Genomic DNA, 23,699 nt, shown 5'->3' on the forward strand with positions numbered 1-23,699 from the left:
AGTTCAATCGCCCTTTACGGGCAGTCTGCCCGGCAAGAAGCGGTCGCGCAACTGCCAGACTCGGCCTGGACCAGAAGTACTCTCATAGGGATTCGCTTCTGTCACCGACCGCCTCAGTTGAAATATCCCGGGATCGCGTAATGGCGCCGCTTAGTGATCGTAAAGGGTTTAGCTGAGTGCTTACCCTACCCGAACGGGGTCAGGTTCACCTTTTGGGCAGGCTCGGCACGGTTGGTCGGTCAACCGGATGGGGGAGTCTACGATTCAGTGGCGCCTTAGAGGAAGGCTAGAGCGTCGCCTTACACCTATTTCTCATGAGTGACACTCTACGGCGCCCGTGGTGGGCACAACTCGACTACTTTACTTCCAGCACGAGACAGTAGGCCGTCTCGTGACTATTTATCGCGCCGAGCCCACGGGCATCCTCCGCGGCTACAAGGGCGAATTCGTCGCGTCGTAACACTCTCGCTTCACGACCTTGAGTCCTAACAAGGGCGAGAGCATCCACAGAAACACGATCGGCTCCCCAGATAATCAGTAGTTCGGTCATCCTGCTTCTCCTGGCGGGCACTAGTTCAAGGACATTCGAAGTGCGTCTGCAATCGGTTGGCTTAGGCGCGCGAACACGACTGCGAACCTGGCTCGGTCCACCCCCGCTGCTATGAGGTCTGCAAGTATCGGCCGGGGAACCTGGTGTCCAGCCATTTCTTGCAGAGTGTCCCAGTTCGCTGCGTTGTTACCTCCCCGCTGAACCAGCCAAGAAAGCACCGCCTCCGCGGACGCGTCGATTTCCGGTACGAGCTGGCCGACGCGTCGCCACAAATCTGGGTCGAAGCGGCTCTCCAGGCTCAGCAGCTGAGCCTGCCGAGCGCCGACGCTCTGGGAAAGAATTTCTTCACAATGACGTGAAACGTTTCCCCTGCGCAATTGCACAACACATGCCATGACAATCTCATCGAAGACATGGTTCTGCTTCACGATATCGACAACGTGGCGAGCCAACGAACTCGAAGCCTGTGATGCGTCACGAGCTGCGGAGGACATCTGGCCCGCGGCCATGCTGCCAACGTCGGCCTGACGAGCCACGGCATCCTGCACCACGGCCAGATGCGCTTGCGCTTCGCTTGTTCGTGCCTGCGTTACCTTCGCCGCTGCGCAGGCATCGTTTTTTGCGGTTGCCTGGGCTGCGGTGACTCCGGCGGGAGGAGCTGCCGGATCGATCGGCAAGGCCGGGCAATGGCCTACGGGCGGCAGTCCATTGGCGTCAACTAGCGCTTTGTCGCTGGTGGCTTGCGCGGCTTCCAGGCCCGATCGGGCCGCAGCAAGAATCTCTAGGCTCGCGTCGGATACCCCCGAGGCAGCCGCCTGCGCCATCGTTGTCAGGACAGCCGCCTGGGCGCGAGATGCCCCGGTGAGTTGCTCAATGGCTAAGACCTGCACAATTAGCTGCTGGTCACGCGCAGCCTGGACTACAAATTCGTCCGAATCTATAGCGCCGCTAAGGTAGCGTTCGCAGTTGCGGTACATGAATTCGCGCAGCACGTTAATTGTCTGCGAACGCTCGATGGTCGCGGCGTTTTCGGACAGCGAGGTTGCGAGTTTAGCGGCGATGTCCGCAGACGCTTCGCCGGAAACAGAGGCCTCCGCGCCAACACTTGTTGCCAAGGCCGTAAACGCATCCGGTGGAGGCTCCGCGCAGATCCTGAGAACTGTTCCGTGTTGGTTTGACCATGGCTGGGTCAGGACCATACGTTGCTTTGCGTCCACACTGATGGCGTGCGGTTTGTCGCCAGGGAGATTGGCCGTGCGGTGAATTGAGGTAAGCCGGGCGCAGCCGCTAAGGAGCAGGCAGACAACGGCCATGAGGCAGGCGACGTAGGTTGCGCGTGTGCTCATTGTGGTTCTGCCTTGTACTGTTCAGGTCCCAGCTGGAAAGGAGTCGCTGAACCACGTTAAGTCTCAGGGCGATGATCAAGCGGACGAAGCGAACAACATGTAGACCAAGCGTACAGTTGTTTCGGGGGTGGCCGGAACTCCGTGCCCACCGGCGCCTCAACCGATCCGGAACGGGGCCAGGTTCACTTCCTGGGCTGGCGAGACCGTAGGGTAGTTCAGCCCGCGGGGCCGGATTGACGACGTTGCCGATGGGCTGGGCGGATGCCGGCGAAGCGGGCGGTGCGGGCTTCGACCATGGCGCGGAAGCTGTCGCGCCCCAGGGCGCGCTGTTGTTGCAGGTAGGCGCGGATCTCGGATATCTGTTCGTCGGGCAGCGCCTCGGCGAGCAGGGCCTGGTCGGCGCTGGCGCGCAGCGCGGCCGTGCTGCCCAGGGCCAGGTAGGCCGGGTGCGTTGTCAGCATCGGGTCGGCGCGGGCGCTGGCGTGGCTGGCGCAGCTTGACCACGAATAGGCGGTCGGGTCGTCGATCATGCGGGCCCGCACCGGATTGAGCTCGATGTAGCGGTAGCAGCGCAACACATAGGACGTGCTGTCGACCAGGCACGACTTGTAGCGACCCTCCCACAAGGTGCCGGTGCGCCCATGGCGGGCGTTGAACCACCCGACATAGGTGCGGCCCAGGGCCTGCATCAGTTGGGCGACGGCGCCTGCTGCGGGTGGGGTGAGCAGCAGGTGGACGTGGTTGTCCATCAGCACCCAGGCATGCAGGGCGCAGCCGGTGCGCTGGAGGCCCTCGAACAGCAGTTGTCGGTAGCGCTGCCGGTCGCAGTCGTCCAGGAAGCAGGGCAGGCGGTTGTTGCCACGCTGGACCACATGCTGCGGGATGCCGGGTAGATCGAGTCGCGGCTGCCGGGCCATGGCCGCATTCTCGAACGTCCGGCCCTGCGTTGCGATGGCCAGATTCCGACGTGAGCGCCGGAATTCGCCCCATCCGCGCGTCAGGAAGTGAACCTGACCCCGTTCCGCGCCCCGTTCCGCGCTCACCAGTCGGTCGGCGCGTAGTCCTTCAGGAACTGGCCCCAGACGTGGCGGCCGGTGTTGAAGCCGTCGATGATCGGGTCGACGATGCGGGCGGCGCCGTCGACGATGTCGAGCGGCGGATGGAAGCGCTCCTCGACGACCTTGCGCGCCGCGATCTCGGCCGGGTCCTCGTCGGTCACCCAGCCGGTGTCGACCGCGTTCATGTGGATGCCGTCGCCGTGGTAGTCGGCCGCCGAGGTGCGCGTCATCATGTTCAGCGCCGCCTTGGCCATGTTGGTGTGCGGGTGCTTGCTGGTCTTGAAGTTGCGGTAGAACTGGCCCTCGACCGCCGACACGTTGACGATGTGCTTGTCGCGTTCGGGCGTGCGCAGCATCAGCGCCTTCAGGCGCGCATTGATGATGAACGGCGCGACGGCGTTGACCAGTTGCGTTTCCAGCAGCTCGACCGCGGGCACCTCGTGCATCAGCAGGCGCCAGGAATTGCGCCCGCGCAGGTCGACCTGTTGCAGGTCCTGGTCCAGGCGGCCTTCGGGGAACAGGTGGGCCGGGCCCAGCAGGTCGTCGGGCAGCAGGGGCACCTGGGACAGCTCGGCGGCCCGCGCCAGGCCGGGCAGTGACGCGGCACCCCGGCCACCGACCAGCGCCGCACCCTCGCCGGGCAGCAGGTCGGCGGCGCGCAGGCCCTCGTAGCCGCCGACCAGGCGGCGCACGTGGTCGGGCAACGCGTGCAGGGCCTGGGTCTCGCCGGCCATCATGTGGGCATAGAACGCCGGCGGTCGGCGCACCGTCTGGCAGGCGTTGTTGATGATGAAGTCGAGGCGGTCGCGGGTCGCCGCCAGCTCGGCGCAGAACGCCTCCACGCTCGGCGTGTGGCGAAGGTCCAGGCCGAACACCTGCAGCCGGTGGCCCCAGTTTTCGAAGTCCGGCTCCGTGGCATAGCGCTGGGCGCAGTCGCGCGGGAAGCGCGTGGTCACGATCAGCGCCGCACCGGCGCGGAGCAGCTTCAGGCCGGCCTGGTAGCCGATCTTGACCCGCCCGCCGGTCAGCAGCGCGACCCGGCCGCCGAGGTCGGCGGATTCGGTGCGCTTGGCGAAGTTGAAGTCCGCGCACGGCGGGCACATCTGGTCGTAGAAGTGGTGGACCTGGGTGTACTTCTTCTTGCAGACATAGCAGTGCAGCAACTCCGGCGACTCCCCGGGGCTGGCGGCGCCGGCGGCGTCGTGGCCGGGTTGGTGCTGGCCCGCGGGCTGCGGCGGAAAGTAGTTCGGCGTCGTGAACACCGGCTTGCGGCGCAGGGTGCGGATGCCGGTGCTATCAAGCAGGGCCTCGGTCCGGCGCGCCTTCTCCCGGGCCTCCTCCCGCGCCGTCTCCCGCGCCTGCTTGCGGCGCGCCCGCGGCTCCGGATGGTGCACCAGCGCCACCGCCTGCAGCAGCCGCACCCGGTCGGCCTCCGGCAGCGCCGCCAGCAGGCTGCGGTCGTCGCGGATCGCCTCCAGAACCCCTACGGCCACACGTACGCGGTCGGGCAGGGTGGCGGGGTCGTCATCGACAGTGACGGCGGCGGGCGTGTCGGTTGGGTGGGTCATGGACGAGGTACGTGGGGCTGGGGGCGCGCCGCTGGCGGCTGCACTGAGACGGGGGCGCATGGTACCCCCGAACGCCCAACCAAACGGGGTCAGGTTCACTTTCTGGCGATTGAACCGATAGCTCCCGCGGTCGCTACCAACGGGGGGCTGGTGATTGTCGCCCCGCTGCAGCAGATGCTGCGGAATGCCGGGCAGGTCCGGACGGGGATGACGGGGGCAGGGCCGCAGTCTCGAGCGTCCGGTCCTGCGCCGCGATGGACCGATTCCGACGTGGGCAGAAGAATCCGCCCCATCGACGTTTCGGGAAGTGAACCTGACCCCGTAGGGCGCGGTGGCCCCTTGTCGCCGCTCCGCGTGTTGTCTGTGCAAAGACCACGGACGACGGAGCCGAAGCGCCATGCCGAACCCCAGATGTGCACTGATCGCCGGGGCCCTGTTCGTCGCCGCCAGCGCCGCCAGCGCCGCCAGCGCCGTCGCGGCGCCTGGGCAATGCCCGGACCGGCTGCTGTGGGCGCTCAAGCCCGGCTCGACCGCGACCTTCGACGGCCTCCATGTCGACCACCGCCGCCACCTGATCGACGACGGCCAGCTCTACCTCCCCGGCGAAGTCGTCGCGGCGCTGCCCGACCGCGCCCGGATCGTTGCGCTCGACGTCGGCGCCGCCGGCCAGCTCTGGTTCGCCATCGACACGACGGTGACGCTGGCCGGCGTCACCTATCGTCCGAACGACGTCGTCGCCCATGCCAGCGGCGCCTTCAGCAAGGCCTTCGACGGAACCGCCCATGGCGTGCCCCCGGGCGTGCGCATCGCTGCCCTCGACCATCGCGCCGGGCTGCGCCTGGCGTTCGATCGCAGCTTCACGCACCAGGACCTGCTGATCCGGCCGATCGACGTCGTCCGCGTCGAGTCCGGTGGCACGCTGGTACGTGAGTTCGACGGTACCGGCGCCGGCCTGACCACGGCGGCCCGGGTCGCTGCTATCGCGTTGGCGGCGCCGGATGACTGGCGCATCGCGTTCGCGGGTACCGGCCAGTTGGCCGGCTTGGCACTGACCGGATCGCGCGTCTTCGCCTATCGGCCCGGCACCGGCGCAGTGAGCCTCGATTACGACCTTCTGAGCCGCTCACCGCACTGGACCCGAACCAGGCTGGCGGCCCTGGCCGTGATGTCGCACCCCGACCACCTGTTCTGTTCCGGTTTTCAGAGCCCCTAAGGAGAACGCCATGTACCGAATCCTGCTCCCGCTCGCCGTACTGACTGCGGGCATGCTCGCAGTGGACGCTGCCCGTGCCGACGGCGTCATCGAGATCAACCAGGACTGCGCCATGGCCGGCTGCATGACCGGTGATTCGCCTGGCTTTCCGGTCACCATAACCGCGGCCGGCCACTACCGGCTGACCAGCGATCTCAGCATCGACACCACCTCCCCCGTCATCAACGCCTTTGTCGATGGCGACGTCCGACTCGATCTCAACGGCTTCACGGTGCGCGGTCCGACCACCTGCAGCGGAACGCCAGTCACCAGCTGCTCGTTCAGTCCGTCGTCGAGCTGCATGATCAACTTCAGCGTTCGCAGCGGCACGCTACGCAACGGGACCGTACGCGGCGGCGCAGGACACGGGGTCTGCGGCGGCTTTGGGTGGGGCTTCGTCGTCCAGGATGTGCTGATCACCGAGAATCCGGGCGAGGGCATCCGCTCAGGCCTGGGTGCACCGGTCAACCCCAGCGAGCTGGCGATCGAGCGCGTACGCGTCGTTCGCAACGGCGGCAACGGCATCAACCTGACGTTCGGCGGGGATACGCGCCAGCGGATCACCAACAGCGTCTTCATCGGCAACGGCGGTGCCGGCGCGCGTACAAGCAGTCGCGTCACGCTGCTCGACAATCAGTTCTACTCCAACGCCTTGCTCGGATTCCACGGCAATGTCGGCAGTCCTCAGATCGCCCTCGGACGAAACACGTTCTTCGACAACAACGGCGACAACGCCAACCCTCAGTACAACGGCACCGTGCGCGACATGGGCGGCAACGTCTGCGCGAAAGCGACCTGTCCCTGACCGGCGGCGGAAACACTCTGGCCGGGACCGGGCCGTGACCCGGCCGGGGTGGCACGGAAGCCGGGGTCAGAGCGCAATTTCGCGGTAGCCCGGGTCGGGTCAAAGGTTTTCGCTCAGCCAGTGGAGATGGCGTTGCCGCCACCGCCTCCATCGCCCAGCCCTGCGCTGCGACGGCCCGGTTCCGACGCCGTTGCCGCAAATCCCCCAACCATGCGTCGGAAAGCGAACCTGACCTCGTTTTTTTGGTTTTCAGACGCGGTCGATGGGCCAGGCGGATGCCCTTGAACCGGGCGGTACGGGCTTCGACCATTGCGCGGAAGCTGTCGCGGCCCAGGACGCGCTGCTTCGATGGCCCGATTCCGACGCGGGCGCCGGAATTCGCCCACGCATGCATCAGGAAGTGAACCTGACCCCGATCTCGACCCCGATCTCCTCGCGGGTGCGCTAGAAATGCATGTGCGACAGCAGAAACCAGACCGGGTTGGTGCCCAGGTGGCTGCACAGGGACATGATCTCGTTGCTGACCCATTGCGCCTCGGTCAGCAGGGCGACGTTTCCGGGGTGGTCGGCCAGGGCCTCGACGAGCACTTCCCAGCGGCTGCCGAGCTCCTCGAGCAGCGCCTTGTCGTCCGCCTGCCTCATGGCTGCTGCCCGGGCCGGCTGTCGCTGCGGCCGAAGGCGCGGCCGCGCGCCGCGACACCGGTGCCGGTTCGCCTGCCGTCGAGTTGCGGGAACGGGTTCATGAGCGCTCCGATACCTGGCCCAGGATTCGCACGCTAGTACCGGTCCGCCCGCCCCGCAAGGGGCCTTCGTCGGGGCCCCTGGTCGGCCACGGGTATCCGGGGTCATGGCCCCAGGGCTTTGCCGGCCGGGCCTGCGCTGCGATACCCCGATTCCGGCGCGGGTACCGGCGTTGGCCTCATCACCGGCCCGGGAAGTGACCCTGACTCCGATTCCGGACCCCGATTCCGAGGCCAGGAAGGCGGCCGAAGTCGGCGTGCCCACCGCCAGGCTGACGAGCTCCGCGACCGCCTCGCTCTCTGGGCCCCGCCACTTGGTGCCTGTGCTCCCGGATCAGGGTCGCCAAGATATCAGACCGTTGAGGTGGCGAGCAGTCGGTGCGGGCGTAACCGGACTACCGCCGCGGTGTTTCCTCGACCGGTGTCTCGCGTTCGCTGGGCAGCACCACTCTTTTCCCGCTGCTGTCGAAGTAGAGATCCGGGGACGCCGTCCGCCGCGTCTCTCTCCCGTGGGATACCTGGGGTTCAGCGGTGACGACATAGGCAGCTACTGCGATTGGCTGCTCGTACGACGCTGCCGTGGTATGGCGGATGACGACCATACCCGGGGAAGCATCCGTTGGAAGATCGGTCATGACGGCACGAAGGCGCGCTGGATCTGCGGCAATGTTCTGCAGCCTGCGCGCTTCGTCGATGGCGCTCCTGGGAATGGGGGGCCAGTGCACTCCTTCGGCCAGCACCGCGCCCTGACTATCGAGCCGCGCCCAGGCAACGGAGTCGGGGACCGGTATCCCGTCAACTTCCCGTCGCAGCGCGGTGACGTAGCCGATCACGACCGGCGCAGGCTGGATCGGCGAGGAGACCTCGCCGTGTTCGGCCAGCAAGGTCAGGTCGTCGATGCTGCCAATCTGCTCATCGGGCACGCCGATTTCGGTGAAATAGCGCCGCACCAGCGAAGAGTGGCGCGCGGCGTCCAGTGGCGTGCCGCCCCGGGTTTCGGCGGCGGCGAGGCGCGCACGGGCAGGTGTTCCCACGGCCGCGCCGCTCACCGGGTTGATGGCGAACGTTCCGTTGTCGCCCTGCCAACTGACATGGCCGTTGGCAAAACGCCAGCGGGGTCGGTTGCCGACCACGAACCTCGTTCGATCCGCGCCATGCTGGTAGCCCGGCACGTCGTCGGGCGTTCGGGTGACAGCACCCGATGGACCCAGGGTGGGCACCGGTGCAGGCCTTCCCGCACACGCGCTCAAAAGTCCAAGTGCCAGCAGCGGAACAAGGCTTTTCATGGGCGCACCCACGCCGCTTGATCTCCTGTGTCCAGGCGATAGTTGCAGAGCCATCGGGCGCTGTAGAAGCGATTTCCCTTGCCGTCGTAGCCATCATTGCGGAGCTGGGACCAGCCCGCCGCCATCTTGTTCGCGGCACCCCGCGCCGTTGCGTCCATCGCCACGACGATGTGACAACCGCAGCCGTTGAATCCCCGGCCTCCACCGCCACCGGGACAGGAATGTCCCAAGCTGCTTGGCAGCCAGGCCATGGTGTCCAGCCAGGCCTGGGCCACGTTGCCATCCGGTGCCGCCGCCCACCGCGCAGCAAACGTCGGGCCGCGTTCGGCAACCGATGCAGTATCGCCTCCTGCGGTCATCAAGGTGGCGATGAGATGAACGCCCGCAAAGGCGTCCTGCAGGGTCTCCCGCCAATACGGTGGTAGCACGCCATGGCTGATATCCAGCACCACCAGGTTGGTGCCCCCGTTGGTCCCGGCACCCGCCCAGCCGCCGGATTGTCGGCTCTCGCCAAACCGCACCGGTCCGGAGGTGTAGTTCACCACCCCATTGAACTTGTCGAATGGGCTGCGGGTTACCAGGGCTCTCGGGGTCATGTAGCAGCAGCGGGGCGCATCCAGGGGGCTGAACCTGCAGGCGCCGTAGTCGATCTGGTTGCCCACCCCCAGGCGCATGCAGGTGCCTGATGACGTGCAGGGCGTCGCCGTACAACCGTCTGCCAGGATGCCGTGTCCCGTGAAGTACGAGATGGCCATGCCGGGGCGGTCGAAGTACAGGTCGTCGCGGCCCCGCGAGTCGACATCTCGATCCAGGAAGTCCGTGTCGTACACGGCGCTGTTGGTGTACCGGGCCTTCCCCACCCATTCCGAACCAACCAACATGCCCTTGAGGAAGCCGTCGCCACTGATCACGGCGGCTGGGAGTTGATCATCGGGACCATAGTCGCTGACGCTTTCGACGATGATGCCGTTGCTCGCGCACGCCGATAAGGTCATGACGGCGATCATGAGGACCGCGGGCATGAGCCTGCGCCGAGCCCTTCGAGTCGCGGTGGTGCGATCGACTTCCTGCATCTCGCTCTTCCTGGCATTGATCCGTTCAAGAGCCCCGGTGGCTACCTGGCTTCCGTACCGAGGTGGTGGAGCAGGCGCAAGACTGGCGGCCAACGCTTCGACGCGGTACCCGGTTGTAGTGCACTGCTCACTAAGGGAGTCGGCGTGGGACCCGCTGTCTCACATAACTCAAAGCCCGGAAAAGGTGGGCCGAACGGGGTCAGGTTCGCTTTCGGGGTGGGCGAGGGCCGAACGGGGTCAGGTTGGCTTTCAGGGTGGGCGAGGGCGGGTGGTTGCTCAGTCGGAAGGAACTGCTTGAGGGCGGAGGCGTTGGGGCGGCGGATGCCGGCGAAGGATGCAGGACAGACGGTTGTTGCCGCGTTGGACCACCTGCTGCGGAATGTCGGGGGCGTGTTCTGGCAGGCGGGCCATGGCCGCAGTCCCACCCGGCCAGGCTTGCACAGCAATAGCCCGAATCCGGCTCAGGCACCGGCATTCGCCCCGTCATCGGTTCGGGATATGCAGCCGCCCCCGAATCCGTCTTGACGACATCAACGGGCAACGTAGACTTGCCGGCACCACGGTCCTGGCGCCTCCTTGCATCGCGTTGCCGGGTGACATCGCTCTTTTCATTCCAGGTAGGCAACGCATGGACAACTGGGTTACAGAACGGGTACGGACGACGGCCCGGCGGCGGCTGGTGCTCTGGTCACTGGTGCTTGCGGCGGTGCTGGCGCTGTTCGCCCTGCAAGGGCGCTACCTGTACAACTTCGCATTCGGGCCGTTCCCGACCAGTTCCGAGACCTTGGCCGGCATCGGCGAGGTCAGAACCCATGCCACGCCGTTCGTGCGGGTGCAGGGCGAGCAGGTCATGGAGACCGGGATCCAGGAGATCACTGTCCGCAAGCGGCGGGGCCGCGAGACCAGTCGCGGTGTTTCGGCCAACTACTACGCGCTGGCGACAGGCGGACGATTCCTCATCGTCAAGTCCAATCTCGGCGGTACGGAGTTCGAGGGAGAGCTCGTGCCGATGCCGGGCCGGCTGTCCGGGGAGCTGTTCTCCTCGCCGGAAATGGCGGCCAACAAGCAGCACTTCTACCCGTTCATCCTCGACACGTCCGACTACCGCAGCCCCGGCTACGCCGCGCTTGCCGCGTTCGCTGTCTTCCTGTTCTTCTTCCTGCGCGCAGCGGTGCCGGCCGTGCGACAGGTCCGCAACCCCGGCCTGGCGCCGGTCACCCGGCGGGTTGCCACCTGGGGCGACATATCGACGCTTGGCCCAGCGCTGCAGAAGGAGTTTGGCGCCAGCCGCATGAAGCTCAGCGGCTGGGTGCTGGGCGAGAACTTCCTTGTGCGATCGCGCTGGCTGAGCTTCGATGTGCTGCGTCTCGAAGACCTGCTCTGGGCCTACAAGCACGTGACCCGGCAGCGCATCTACTTCGTTCCAGTGGGCAGCCGCGTGGTCGCCAAACTCCACTTCGTCGACGGCCAGGCCAGCATCCAGGCCAAGGACAAGAAGCTGGACGAGGCACTCTCCATCATCCACGAGCGCGTGCCCTGGGCGCTCTACGGCTACGACGAGGAACTGCAGAAGGCCCTGGACAAGCACCGCGACGAGATCGTCCGCGGCGTGGCCCGGCGCCGGCAGCACTGGCAGGCGCAAATGGCCGATGCGGAGGCCGCCGACACGGTGGCGGGCTGATGTCCGCGCCGGCCAGGCCTCGCACCCGCACCAAGGCCTATTGACGGGGGCAGGTCACTGTCCGAGGCGCATCGGTTGGCACATCTCAGGCGGAAGAGGCGGGTGGCCGACGAGACCGAAGGGGAGGGCGACTGCTGGCCAATCGGGAATCCATTGTCGGGAAGTGAACCTGACCCCGATCGGTCCCCGGCACCGGCACCCTGCGGCAGGTGTCGGTCGACCGCATCGTGCGCATCCAGGGCGCCGGCGACTACGTCGAGCTGCACCTGGACGACGGCAGCCGCCTGCTGCACACCGCCACCCTCAACGACCTCGACGCCGAACTCGCCCCCGCCTTCCTGCGCGTGCACCGCTCCCATCTGGTCAACACCCGCCGTATCGAACGCCTGGACCGCAGCGACGCCTGCACCGGCACCCTGCACCTGCGCGGCAGCGACCCGGTGCCGGTGAGCCGGCGGGTGATGCCGGGGGTCAGGCGGGCGTTGAGGTGATTGGATCTACGGGTCGGTTTGGGGCCGGGTCACGCGTCTGGATATCGGGGCGTAGACGTCGCAGCAGATTTGCTCATCCTTTGCTCAGATTTGCCTACTAGGCGTCCTTGATCCCGAACTTCAAACTGAAAGGTGTCTGTCGCCAACCGTGTCGACGAACATCGACAGGAGAATGAAGTTCATTGTTTTCTACCAACAATTCTTCTTCGCGCCCCGCGCCTTCTTGCGGCCTGCTCATCATTGTCTTCAAAGAGCGAGAAAATTAGACATAGCAGCACGAAAATTGCAGACAACATCAAGACATCCAACATCCTCTCAATAATGGAAATGAAGTGTCTTGCCTTTTCGCACAGTTGCTGTGCTGATTCTCCTGGGCATGGGTTGTAGTCTAGCGAGAACCATGCCGCAGCAGCGCTGAGTGCCAATAAGAACAGCAAGAGGAGAAATAGCTTTGTGGTCTGGGTAAGGGGTTTCGTGAGCCATTTCATGGGTCTAGTCCTGGGCATGCGCCGTCAGCTACATTCAACAGTGCGTATCTGTTCCAAGGCGCACCGGCTGCCGGGCTGGCCAACAGGCAGGCAGGCCGATTGCCAATTCGGACGTTGGTTGGCTCGTGGAACGGAATGGATGGCAATCGCAGATGTTGTCCGCTGTGGATGCGCAAGGTGGAGTTTGTCAACTCGCGTCGTCCAATTTGATGTACGACTATTGATGCATCGAAACCCGGAATAGCCATTGGCTCTCCACGCCTGATCGAAAACACAAAAGGCGCTCGGGACAAGTTCTTGTTCTGGCTAAGGTCGTTAGCTACCGTTTCTATGCGAAGGCCAACTTCCGCAATAGCGTGAGTGCTTGCGTCTTGATCGGACCGAATAAGTGCAAGATCATGAGCCACGTCTGTAATGGTCGCCGGCAGTGCAGAGTACATTCTGGCAGCCTCTGAGATGCTCCTCATGGAGTCCCTGGCCGTGTTGAGGGCAGGACCAATCTCTTGCATGGCTAAAGCCTCGACCTTCGAGTTGAATAGATCAATGTTGGCCTCGGCGTCACGAATAACGACTGACAATTCTCCTTCTCTTTCCCTAAGGATTTCAAATTGAGCCATATTTTGGGAGAGGCCTTCATTGCTTTTGTCAATCTGCTGCCTAAGGCGGTCGCTCAATTCAACCAAGTCGGACCTTTCATTGCGAAACTTTGCCAACTGATCGTATATGTTGACTCCAATAAGGCCGACCACGGCAGTTGCTGCTGCAAGTGAAATCTTGACGGTTCGAACTAGCTTGGAAGTGGCTTCGGAAACAACGCGGTACTCGAACGCCTCGATTTTCCGTTCAAGCTCCATTCCAACCTGATCTAACTCGATCCTTGTCGCCTCCACCTTGGACTCAAGACCTAAGAGCAGATCGTTCAGTTTGCGGACTCGCAGGTCCTCAGTGTTGGGCTCGGTAGTCACGTTCTGTTCCCGGCGATTAGTTTGTCTTGAGGAGTGGAGTGATTTGAGAGCAGTGCGGCATGGGGTTGCTCGCCTAATGCCTTATCGAAGTCCGTTTCGAAGCGCAATTGGGCAGGAGTGCGCCGGCAAAGCCGCTTAGCTGGTGGCTAGCATCGCTACGAGATTCGGAATGCCTGATCCTTGCACATTGGCTTCCCGACCAAGAGATGTGCAGGCTCTCAGAAGAACATTCTTGGTTAGGTCGGGTTCCCCCTTGAATTCGGGTCGTGCGGACAGGAACGCTGCCAGCAGCCCGGAAACATGCGGCGCTGCCATGCTGGTGCCGCTCATCTCTACGTAGAGATCTTCCGCATGCTTTTGGGTTGGCCCACTTGCAGGCCAGTGATGGCGCGCGGATAGAATTTTTTCCCCAGGCGCCACGAGGTCCGGCTTGTTCCGACCATCCGCAGTCGGCCCCCGCGAACTGAAATAGCTGACCCCATAGGTGTGCGGGTTCTTCCGGTGCACCGATCCGACGGCGATCGCCTCTTCCAGGTTGGCGGGGTCGCCGATGGAGATGTCCATGTTGGACGGCCAGCTTGAGCCGCCGCTGGTGCGCAGCACCGTGTAGCCCTCGTTGCCGGCGGCGATCACGACCACGACGCCCTGGCGCCAGAGTCGCTTGAGTTCGCGGCACAGGGGCGTATGTCCGCAGCCGTAGACCGACGGGTCGAAGTAGCCGCCGAGGCTGAGGTTGACGCCGTGGATCACGGGGTTGCCGGCGGCTTCGTTGATCTCTGCGATCTTGTCGAGCGCCTTGATGATCCAGGAGTCGCGGCCGTTTCCAGCCTCGTCCAGCACCTTGAAGCCGATCAGCTTGGCCTCGGGTGCCAGGCCAGCGAATACCCTCGGCTCGTCGTCCGGCGCTTCGGCAACCTCGAGTTGGCCGGCGATGATGCCGGCGACGTGGGTGCCGTGGCCCTGCGGATCCAGCGCCCTAAGGTCCTTGCCGGTGAGGGCCAGCTCGGTGGGTTCGCCGCGGCCTGTGCAGTCCCAGACCGCCTTGACCGTGTCGTGGGTCTGGAAGTGCGGGTGGTCGGCGCGGATGCCGGTGTCCAGGACCGCCCAGGTGATCCCCTGGCCGCGCGCCGAGTAGGCGGCATTGGCGACGTTGGCCTGGACCATCGCGGAGGAGACGTTGATGAGGGCGTGCTTCTGGGCATCCTTCCAGACGCGCCGGATGCTGAGCTCGGCGAACTCGGTGCGCAGCGTCTCCACCTCCGATCGGGTGAGCTGCGCCGACAGCCAGTAGCGCATCGTCTCCACGCAGGGTTCCCGTGCATCGGGGTCCGGCCGGGTCTGGACGAGGTCGCGGATGCGCCGGTCCAGTGCCGCTCGCATTTCGCCGATTTCGGCTGGGCTGGCGAAGCGCTTGATGCCCAACTCGATGAGCACCGGATGGGTGGCGGTGCGGGGGCGGCCCTTCATCTCCCTGTCCAGGTCGGACATGATGGTCTGCGGGCCCACCGGCTGCACGAATCCGGGGCCGGTGGCCTCGGTCACGGCCTGGCGCACTTCAGCGACCTGAAGGTAGCCCGTGGCGGCGTGCTTGTCGTCCTTCAGTTCCTGGTTGGGCGAAGAGATGATGACGTTCTGGAAGCGCGGGGTCTTCTGGATGTCGTTGGTGAGGTCGAGGTCGGCGCACACGATGTCTCCGCGGTTGGCCACGTTCAGCCAACGGGACACGCAGGGTGGGAAGGGCAGCCGCTTGCTGCCAGTCCACTTCCTGAATCGCGCACGCGCCGTGTTCAGTCCGAGCGGTGAACCGATCGTCAGGAACAGGTCGACGGGGTAGGTGGATGGATCCAACTCGCGCAGCACGTCGTAGGCGATCATCGAGCCCTGGCTGTGGCCGATCACCACGAACGGCGCACCGCCAGGCTTGAGCACGTCCATCAGCGATTCGCGCATCCGCGTGCGAGCGTCCTGATCGAAGAAGAAGTCGTGGGTGTCGCGGATGAAGGCACGGGTGAACAGCCAGGACAGACTGTTCCAGAACGCGGATGACACGCCCTTGGCGCCGAACGAGCCTGGCGCCGCCTGCTCCTCCAGGTTGTCGCGCATTTCCCGGAGGAAGTCGCGCTCTTCCTTGCTGGTGGAGAGGTGCTCGATCAGGCGTTCATGGTGGGGGTCCCAATCAGCCTCCAGGGCGCCGAACTGGCGCACCGCACTGGCCGACACGGAGCTGTCGCCATCGTCGCACTCGGCCTCCACCGGCGAGCCATGCCGTGCATGGTTGACCCAATAGGCCATCCGGGTGCGATCTCCCATCAGGTGCCCGAACAGTGCCCGATCCCACTGGCAGGTGAGTACCGCCTCGGCCGGCTTGGGGCCGATGCCGTGCACGTAGATCACTGTGCGAGCCAGTGTCTCGTTGTCTCCCGGGTCGGCGCCGGTCGTGGCCTCGGTGCTTCGGGTGCGCTTGACTGCCGGCCTGCTGCTCCGTTTTGCCGGAGTGCTGGAGTGCTTGCTGGATCGCGTGGCCATGCGTGTTCCTCCCGGACCTGGGCAGCGATGTGGCCAGGAGACGGGGGTGCTCCGGGCCTTGTTTGGCAGTTCAGGAGCGGGATGTGTGATGGATGTCTCACCTGGGTTGGCGGTACTGCTGTCATTTCCCAGTCCCGAACACAGATTGCCCCGCGGTCTGGGAAACATGGGCGTCTTCCATCCCGACACCTTTGTGTCGCCACCCTCAGCTGCGTCGACGGGGGCGCGGGGCCCTGCAAGCTGCGTAGAATCTCCGCATGCCAACGCTACTCCCCCTGCTTGTCGGCCTCTTGTTTGCCTCGTCGTTGGCGACGGCCAACGAGCCCTGCGAGCACCTCCTCACCGAAGCCGACACCATCGTCGCCCAGCGCGACCGCGACGCCCTGGCCGGCGTGGCTCGGGGCGAGGCGCTGCTGGCGGAGCTGCCGGACGGGCAGGGCGGCTGTCCGGTGGCGGCGGCGATGGTGCAGGCGGCAGTCGGCAGCAACCTGCACATCCTGGGCCGCAACGCCGAGGCGCTGGCGCGGTTCCGCGCGGCGCTGGACCTGCTGGCCGGCACGGATGCCGGTGCGGCGCAGTGGGCGACGGTGCACCGCGGTGCCGGCTTGGCCCTGGCCGACAGCGAGGACTACACAGGCGCCCTGGATGCCTATCTGGCCTCGCTGGACCACAGCCAGCGTGCCGACGATGCGCTTGAGGCGGCCAAGACCGCCGGCAACATCGGCAACCTGTACAACAATCTTGGCGAACTGGACGCCTCGCAGCGCTACCACGAGCAGGCGCTGGACGGGTTCCGGGAGGCGGAGCATCTGCCGGGCATCGCCGGCTCGCTGATCAACCTGGGCTCGGTGGCGGCCAAGCGGGCGCTGGCTGCCGAGCGCGCCGGGGACGAGGAGGGTGCGCGTGCGGAGAACCGGCGTCTGCGCGATCTCAACGACGAGGCGCTGACGCTGTTCACCCAGCTCGGCAATGAGCGCGGCATCGCCTATGCGGCCAGCAATGTCGGTCTGGCGCTTGATCGGCTGGGCGATCCAGCGGCGGCGCTGCCCTTCCATGAGCGCGCCCTGGCGATCCGCGCCGCGGTGGGCGATCTGCATGGCGAGATCTACTCGCGGGTCACCCTGGCTGGTTCGGCGCTGACCATGAGGCAGCCGGCCCGGGCGGCCGCCCACCTGGATGCGGCCGAGGCTTTGCTGCCGGACAACGCCACCGAGGTCGGGCTGCGGCTGGAGATCGTGCGCAAGCGGGTCGCCGTGGCCGAGGCCCGCGGCGACTTCCGGGAGGCGCTGGCGCAGCAGCGGGAGGTGACCCGGCTGCAGGACGCGCAGGCTGCCCAGGGCCACGCCGAGCGGGTCGCCGAGATCCAGGCGCGCTTCGATACCGACAGCCAGGCCCGCGAGATCGAGCTGCTGCGCAGCGCCGGCGAGATCCAGGCCCTGCAGCTGCAGCGCCAGCGTCTGGTGCTGGGCGTGGTTGCCCTGGCTGGACTGCTGCTGGCGCTGCTGGCGGCGGTCACCTACAGGCGCTTGACGGTGGGCCGCCGCGTCGCCCGCGAGCTGGAGCGGGCCGCCGGCACCGATGCCGTGACCGGCCTGGCCAACCGGCGCGCCATGCTGGAGCGCCTGCAGGAGGCCCTTGCGCATTCGCGCGAGACCGGCCAGCCGCTCACCCTGGTGATGGCCGATGTCGACCACTTCAAGGCCATCAACGACCGCCACGGCCACGATGCCGGCGACGCCGTCCTGGTCGCCATCGGCGAGCGGCTCGCCGCGACCCTGCGCAGCCAGGACACCCTGGCGCGCTGGGGCGGCGAGGAATTCCTGCTGCTGCTGCCGGCCACCGGCCTCACCGCCGGCCACGCCATCGCCGAGCGCCTGCGCAAGGCGATCTCGGCCACCCCGTTCACGGTGGCCGGTGAGGCGGTCATGCTCACCATCACCCAGGGCGTCGCCACCGCGCGCCCGGGCATGAGCGCCCAGTCCCTGATCAAGGCGGCCGACCAGGCCCTGTACGCCGGCAAGCGCCGCGGCCGGGACCAGGTGGTCGCCGTATCAACAGGCTGATGCAGGGCGCGGGCCCTGCGCTCAATGGATCAGGTCAAGGCCGACTCGCTTCGTTCCCTTGCGGCAGGTGCGGCTGCGCAGCTTGATCGCCATGCCCGACCCGCTGGGACCCGTCGGGACGCCTGAACCCGAAAACCGTACAGCCCGGCAAGCAGCAACAGCAGGCCCATGAGCGCGAGTGCGGCCGGACGCATCACGGGCACGGGAACGGCGGCCGGTTGCGTGCCGCGCACCTCGCCCTCCGGGGTTGCACTCGCATTACGGCAGGGCAGGGTGTTCGCGGAACCTGGATGACCGATCGGGCGGCATGCCGGATCCTCGTCGCCCGAGGCATGGGCTGGCGATCCGGACATCGGATGGTCGGCATGCGGATCGCCCGCGCCGGGCGCCACACCCGTATCCCAGGGGTCGCCCACGGCACCGTCGAGCATGCCCGCACCACCCGGGTCGACCGCAGTACCCCCATCCACCCCCGCCTGCACCTCGAAGCCATTGGCGTAGATGCGATCGAAGATCTTGAAGACCGAGGTGCCTTCGATGCTGAGGTTGTCGAAGCGGTTGTTGCCGTCGAGGTTGCTGGCGCCGTCGCCGGTGAACAGGATCCTGAACACCAGGTCGGGGTTGTCGTTCACCGCATCGAACGCGGACAGGTGGAAGGTCCGGGCCAGGTAGCCGGTCTCGTCCAGCATGGACACGGCGTAGGCCTCGCCCACGTCCATCCAGGTCAGGCCGGCGTCGCTGGAGAACTGGAACGCCTGTTCCGAGGCGCCATTGCTGGTGCGGGTCGTGGCGAAGGACACGACCAGGTCCTGATAGCCGGTGGAGGGGGCCTGGACGCGCAGCATGTGCGCGTGCGAGGGATTGCGCACGCGCAGCACGTGCCCGTCATCCGGCGGCTGGTCCAGGCGCAGGTTGAAGTTGCTGACCGGGTTGGCGCTGTTGTGGCTGCGCCGGTCCATGATGCCGTTGGGGGTGGCGGACGCGATGCCGGGATAGGTGATCAGGCCGCTGGCGACCGCCGAGAAGTCGGAGGGCACCAGTTCCAGGTCGCCGGCCGCGAGGTCGTTGAAGTGCCAGTAGTGGATCAGGGCGCCGTTGTCGGTCAGTGCATACCGGGCGGTGTAGTGCAGGGCGGCGGCGGGCATGGCGAAGCTCCACTGCGCCTGCGTCGACGCCACCTGGCCGGTGGTGTCGATCCAGCCTTCGAAGACGAAGCCGTCGGCCGGGCTTGCCGTGAGCGTGACGGGGTCGCCCTCGAAGTACATGCCGCCGCCGTCAACCGTGCCGGCGCCCTGGACGTTCTGGCCCAGGACCAGGGCGAAGCTGCGGCGCAGCACGCTGAAGGGCGCGCTGGTGGCCGGGGCCAGGCCGCTGGCGGTGGCGCCCAGGCGGACGTCCTGGTCGACCTGGCTGTAGACGATGCCGTCGATCACCACGGTGTGGCTGCCGGCGGGCAGGATGCCGGCCAGGGTGCCGGACAGCGTCCCGGCGCCGGCGACCAGCGCCAGGCTCACCTCGGTGTCCTGCGTGACAGGCGCCGGGTTGCCCAGGTCGTCCAGCGCCTGGACCGTGGCGAAGAAGGGCTCGCCGACATGGACCGGGCTGTCGCCGTTGATCGCACCGAAGCCGAGGCGGGTGGCGGGTGCGCCATCGATCCGGACGCCGTTGAGACTGACGTTGTCGATGCGGTTGTTGCCGCTGGTGCCCGTGGTGTTGCCGTCGAACGCGATCCTGACCTTGAAGTCGGGGTTGTCGCTGGCGCCGGCGATCGCCGCGAAATCCAGGTTCACCAGGTAGTAGGTCTCTGCGCTGTCCAGCGGGAACTCGACGGGGTCCAGGCCGCTCTGGATGAAATTGACGCCGTCGATGCTGTAGGACAGCAGGTTGCGCAGCATGCCGTTGTTGGTGCGCTCCACGGCGTAGCTGAAGTTGATCTGGCCATAGCCGGTGGTGGGCAGGTCGAACACCAGGCTGCGGCCTGCCGAGGGGTTGCGCACCCGTGCGCTGCGTCCTGGCGGCTGGCCCAGGTGCAGGTTGAGCTCCGAGCCCTCGTTGTAGGCATCGATGTCGCGCGGTCCGCTGCCGGTATAGGTCATCAGCGGGGGGGCGCCCGCGATCAGGCTATGGTCGGCGGCGATGCTGGTCACGTCGTTGGGGGTGACCAGGTCGTTGAAGTGCCAGTAGTGGATCAGCTCGCCGCCCGATACCGGGGGCGTGAAGTGGGCGGTCACCGAACTGGCCTGGCTGATCAGCACCTCGATCTGCGGGTCGGTGAGCACCGGCAGGACCGCCACGCCGTCGATTTCCCAGTGGCTGAAGGTGTGGCCGGGGGCGGGCTCGGCCAGCGCCCGGGTGGTGATGTTGCCGAACAGCCGGGCCTGGAACGGATAGTCGGGCAGCCATTCGGAGTTCATCCGGATCCGGCCGCCGTCCGCGGGCACCACATCGAACTGCGTGGCGAAGGGCCCGGTCACGCCGTAGCAACTGGCCAGCCCGGTGTTCATCAGGTAGGTGTAGCGGTTGTTGACGAAGTTCCTGACTGCCGCGACGTTGTTCTGCCAGGTCGTCAGGTTGCCGCCCCAGCGCGCGATCTGCCTGGGCATCTCCGGCGCGATGGTGTCGATCATGCCGTCCAGGACGGCGACGGCGTTGGTGGCGGAGAAGTGCGTGTTGAGCAGGTCGATGTAGCGGGTCACATAGCGCCGGCGGACCTCGGGGTTCTGCTGGATCAGCTTGCTCAGGATCTGTGTATGGCCATTGCCGACCGGAAGCGCCTCGGCCTGGCACGGCGGCGCCGTGTGCGTGGGGTTGGGCAGGTTGGTGTAGTTGTGAAAGTGGCCCAGGGCCGCCTCCAGGTCCCACAGGATGTAGCGCCACTGCTGGGCCGAGCCCGCGGGGTTCAGGCCGCGCCACCAGCCGGTGTTGTAGTTCAGCCAGTCGCGCGAGACCACCCAGGAGTTGATCACGAAGTAGTCGATCAGGCTGTCGATGTTGAGCTGGCCTTGCACATAGGCGTAGTGCTGCGGGTCGCCCATGTTGTTGTTCTGGACGTACTGCCGCAGGCTGGCCCAGTCGTTCAGCGCCGGCTGGTTGCCGAAGTGGGCGGTGGTGCCCTGCCAGGTCTTCAGGAATTGCAGGTGGACGTCGCTTTCGCGGTAGGTGTAGTCCTGCCCGTAGTAGTAGTCCGTGTAGTTGTTGTCGTCGACCCGCTCCCTCAGGTCGTAGACCCCCCAGTACTGCCCGTTGACGAACAGCAGCACGTGGCTCGAGCTGCGCTCGTCCAGGTCCAGCCCGGCAAGCTGCGACAGGTGCTGGATGTAGGAATCGCGGATGTGCGCGCCGCCGTTCTGGAACGGGTAGTTGTCGTTGGCCGCGGCCTTGACCATCAGACGCCGGAAGCGCGTGCGGTCGGAGGTCTCGAAGAAGCGGTGCTCCAGCCTGCGCTTGTAGCCGTAGTCGTCGCGGGAGACGAAATCGACGCCGCGCTGGGGGTAGCTCCAGGAGTCGTTGCCGTGCTTGTTGAAGTCGCCGAAATTGCCGTCGACGAACTGGCCGTCGGCTTCGAAGTATTCGAAGTGCCCCAGCGGCTCCAGGTTCTGGTTGCCGCCGAACAGGCTCAGCAGGTCCTGGTCGCCTGAGAACGAGAACACCGGCAGGGTGAAGGTCTCATCGATCAGGTAGGTCCGGGTCTCGATGAAGCTGGGCAGGATGTCGGCGTCCGTACTGAAGGCGCGTGCCCTGACCACGGCGGTCTGGTTCAGCATGATGGGCGCGGTGTACAGGCTCGACGACGCGGTCGGCGTCGCGCCGTTGGTGGTGTACCGGATCTGCTCGTTGTTGCCGGCGGATGCCATCGCCAGGGTGACGCTGCCCTGGTAGGCGCCCGCCGCGACGCTGAGCGTCGGCCGGGAGGCGTAGGTCACCCGGGCATTGGCGTTGGCATTGCCCGGCGAGGGCGAGGTGAACACGCCCCACTGGTCGGCACCGTCGTGGATGCGGCCGTAGGAATGGTTGACCTGGGTGACGTGCATCGTGTGCGACTCCAGGATGACGCCATCCGGGTCGGCCAGCACGATCTGGTCGGGCCTGAGCTGGGTGAGATCGAAACTGGCGTGCTGCACCATGCCCGAGGAAAGGTCGCGCTCGGAGGCGAACACGATGACGTGCCCGCCGGGCGGGATGATGCCGTTCGAGATCCGCCACTTGGTGGGCGCGCTGGCATCGTTGCTCAGGTGGTAGCCGCTGAGGTCGAAGAAGCGCTCGGGGTCGGCGTTGCGAAGCTCGATCCAGTCTTCGGTCCGGCCGAAGCCGTCCAGGAAGGTCCGGTTGGAGGCGGAGTACTCGTTGATCGACACCGGCCCGTCACCGAACTCGACCGTGCCGTAGGTGACCGAGAGCTGCCGCCGGTTGAGGAAACTGAAGCTGCTGTTGCAGCCCGAGCCGCCCCAGGTCCGGGCCGAGTGGAAGACGTAGGGCACCGTCCCGGTCGACACGCCATTGCCGATCTCGGACAGGGGCAGGGCGTAGGTCTGCGTTCCGGTGGTGTCGCCGGTGCCGGAGAAGACCGGGGTCTGGCCGGCCGGTCCGGACACGAAGCTGCGCTGCTCGGAGCGCCAGGCCTGGTTGATGGAGACGAAGTCGTACTCGATGTCGGTCCAGAGGATGGTGTCGCCCTCGGGCACGTCCACCACCAGGGTCGACTGCTGGAAGGCGGGGGTGTGGCAGGAGGCGATCACCGCGTTGCTCACCACAGTGATCGTCGATCGCACCGTCACCGGAAGCGTCCGCCCGGCGCGCTGCAGCCAGTCGGCGGCCAGCGCGACCCGCACCGTGTAGTTCGAATCGCCGTTGTCCTGGAAGGAGAGCCCGGCCTGGTGGGGCGCGTACAGGTGCCGGGTCTTGGCCTCGACCGGCTGGGCGTCGGTGGCGAGGGGGGGCTCGATGATGAAGGCCAGCTGGCCCTGGGCATCCAGCACCTGGATGCCGTTGCCCGACTCGGCAGTGCCCGGCGCATGCCGCAGCGAGTAGCCCGCCGGCAGCGCCAGGTCCTCCTCGAAGACCAGCTGATCGATCGTCGCGGAAAGCAGGTTGGCGTTGCGCAGCACGTAGGTGTTCGTCAGGCCGCCATGCTGGAACTGCCGCTCGATGTCGATGCCGCTGAAGCCGTCCTCGTACGTGAGCGTATTGCCGTCGAGCCGCTGCGCCGGCCGCTGCGCGCGCTCGAAGCGTGCGATGACCTGGCTGGACGGACCGACCTGCAGCAGCCGGGAACGCCCGGACTGGGTGACGGCCTGCCCATCCGCCCCCGCCAGTTCGATGCTGCCGTCGTGCTTGTCGTAGACGAGGCCAGGGCCGTGCGAGGGAAACACGAGCCGGTTGCCGAGATCGGTCAGTTGCTGATCGATGCCGAGCCAGTTGCCGTGCTCGTCCTGGTAGTGCAGCGGCACCGAGGACATCACGACCGTGCGCGTCCTGTCGTCGTTCTGCAGGGTCCTTGAATGCGCGGTCCGCTCATGGACCAGCTCATGCAGCGCCCGCCGGTAGGGCCTGTCCCCGGACAAGGCCTGACCCGACGCCGCCTGGGCCCGGTGCGACGTGGCACTCGCCGCCTCAGGACCGAGCGCCAGTGCGTGATGCGAAAAGGAAAGGACAGCGCTGGCGATCAGGCCAAGAGAAATCAGCTTCATGATGCCTCGGGCAAAAAAGGTGTCAGGGACATTTGTTGGCATTACCTGCTGGCGCATCTTGACCTAAAAAAGGTGCCAGGGACATTTCCGGACCGCCGAGGGGCTGACAGGAAAGGTGTC

At 66.2% G+C, this 23,699-nt stretch carries 16 protein-coding genes; 5 read left to right on the top strand and 11 right to left on the bottom strand.

Features of this window, described 5'->3' with window-relative positions:
• Positions 1-355 precede the first annotated feature (355 nt).
• From KF823_00980 to KF823_00995, 4 genes are all read right to left on the bottom strand, one after another.
• Positions 356-550 carry a hypothetical protein gene (locus tag KF823_00980; protein MBX3724475.1) on the bottom strand — a complete coding sequence of 65 codons (195 nt, stop codon included), beginning with the start codon at positions 548-550 and terminating at the stop codon, positions 356-358.
• Between the two features lie 20 nt (positions 551-570).
• Entirely contained in the window at positions 571-1,896 is a 1,326-nt protein-coding gene (locus KF823_00985) for a hypothetical protein (GenBank protein MBX3724476.1), read from the bottom strand.
• 215 nt (positions 1,897-2,111) lie between these two features.
• A complete protein-coding gene (locus tag KF823_00990; protein MBX3724477.1) occupies positions 2,112-2,813 on the bottom strand; it encodes a transposase in 702 nt (233 codons plus the stop codon).
• Between the two features lie 122 nt (positions 2,814-2,935).
• Complete coding sequence (locus KF823_00995; protein MBX3724478.1) at positions 2,936-4,522, bottom strand: SDR family oxidoreductase; 1,587 nt, start codon at positions 4,520-4,522, stop codon at positions 2,936-2,938.
• Between the two features lie 397 nt (positions 4,523-4,919).
• Here KF823_00995 and KF823_01000 point away from each other — a divergent pair, with 397 nt between their 5' ends.
• Positions 4,920-5,735: a hypothetical protein gene (locus KF823_01000; GenBank protein MBX3724479.1), complete on the top strand. Its 816-nt coding sequence runs from the start codon at positions 4,920-4,922 to the stop codon at positions 5,733-5,735.
• 10 nt (positions 5,736-5,745) lie between these two features.
• On the top strand, positions 5,746-6,579 hold the full coding sequence (locus tag KF823_01005; GenBank protein MBX3724480.1) for a right-handed parallel beta-helix repeat-containing protein: 834 nt from the start codon (positions 5,746-5,748) through the stop codon (positions 6,577-6,579).
• A 444-nt stretch (positions 6,580-7,023) separates the two neighbouring features.
• Here KF823_01005 and KF823_01010 read toward each other — a convergent pair whose 3' ends face one another.
• The 3 genes from KF823_01010 to KF823_01020 form a co-directional block, all read right to left on the bottom strand.
• Complete coding sequence (locus KF823_01010; GenBank protein MBX3724481.1) at positions 7,024-7,221, bottom strand: hypothetical protein; 198 nt, start codon at positions 7,219-7,221, stop codon at positions 7,024-7,026.
• A 493-nt stretch (positions 7,222-7,714) separates the two neighbouring features.
• Positions 7,715-8,605 (bottom strand): hypothetical protein, encoded by an 891-nt coding sequence (locus KF823_01015; GenBank protein ID MBX3724482.1) that lies wholly within the window; start codon positions 8,603-8,605, stop codon positions 7,715-7,717.
• Positions 8,602-9,678, bottom strand: a complete 1,077-nt coding sequence (locus tag KF823_01020) for a hypothetical protein (GenBank protein MBX3724483.1) — start codon at positions 9,676-9,678, stop codon at positions 8,602-8,604. Before KF823_01020 ends, KF823_01015 begins: the two co-directional genes overlap by 4 nt.
• 628 nt (positions 9,679-10,306) lie before the next feature.
• Here KF823_01020 and KF823_01025 point away from each other — a divergent pair.
• Together KF823_01025 and KF823_01030 are read left to right on the top strand one after the other, a co-directional pair.
• A complete protein-coding gene (locus KF823_01025; GenBank protein MBX3724484.1) occupies positions 10,307-11,359 on the top strand; it encodes a hypothetical protein in 1,053 nt (350 codons plus the stop codon).
• A gap of 209 nt (positions 11,360-11,568) precedes the next feature.
• On the top strand, positions 11,569-11,850 hold the full coding sequence (locus KF823_01030) for a LytTR family transcriptional regulator DNA-binding domain-containing protein (GenBank protein MBX3724485.1): 282 nt from the start codon (positions 11,569-11,571) through the stop codon (positions 11,848-11,850).
• Positions 11,851-12,029: 179 nt separating this feature from the next.
• Here KF823_01030 and KF823_01035 read toward each other — a convergent pair whose 3' ends face one another.
• From KF823_01035 to KF823_01045, 3 genes are all read right to left on the bottom strand, one after another.
• Positions 12,030-12,338 carry a hypothetical protein gene (locus tag KF823_01035; protein ID MBX3724486.1) on the bottom strand — a complete coding sequence of 103 codons (309 nt, stop codon included), beginning with the start codon at positions 12,336-12,338 and terminating at the stop codon, positions 12,030-12,032.
• The gene (locus KF823_01040) at positions 12,335-13,303 is read right to left on the bottom strand and encodes a hypothetical protein (protein MBX3724487.1); all 969 of its coding nucleotides are present in this window, start codon (positions 13,301-13,303) and stop codon (positions 12,335-12,337) included. The genes KF823_01035 and KF823_01040 overlap by 4 nt, the downstream gene beginning before the upstream one ends.
• 135 nt (positions 13,304-13,438) lie before the next feature.
• Positions 13,439-15,829 carry a S8 family serine peptidase gene (locus tag KF823_01045; protein ID MBX3724488.1) on the bottom strand — a complete coding sequence of 797 codons (2,391 nt, stop codon included), beginning with the start codon at positions 15,827-15,829 and terminating at the stop codon, positions 13,439-13,441.
• A gap of 257 nt (positions 15,830-16,086) precedes the next feature.
• Between KF823_01045 and KF823_01050 the strand changes: the two genes are divergently transcribed.
• On the top strand, positions 16,087-17,892 hold the full coding sequence (locus KF823_01050; protein ID MBX3724489.1) for a diguanylate cyclase: 1,806 nt from the start codon (positions 16,087-16,089) through the stop codon (positions 17,890-17,892).
• A 29-nt stretch (positions 17,893-17,921) separates the two neighbouring features.
• On the opposite strand, the gene KF823_01055 is transcribed toward KF823_01050, so the two are convergent.
• Positions 17,922-23,579, bottom strand: coding sequence for a CotH kinase family protein (locus KF823_01055; protein MBX3724490.1), 5,658 nt, complete (start codon positions 23,577-23,579; stop codon positions 17,922-17,924).
• Positions 23,580-23,699: the final 120 nt, after the last annotated feature.

The organism is Lysobacterales bacterium, from assembly GCA_019634735.1.
Taxonomy (GTDB): Bacteria; Pseudomonadota; Gammaproteobacteria; order Xanthomonadales; family UBA2363; genus Pseudofulvimonas.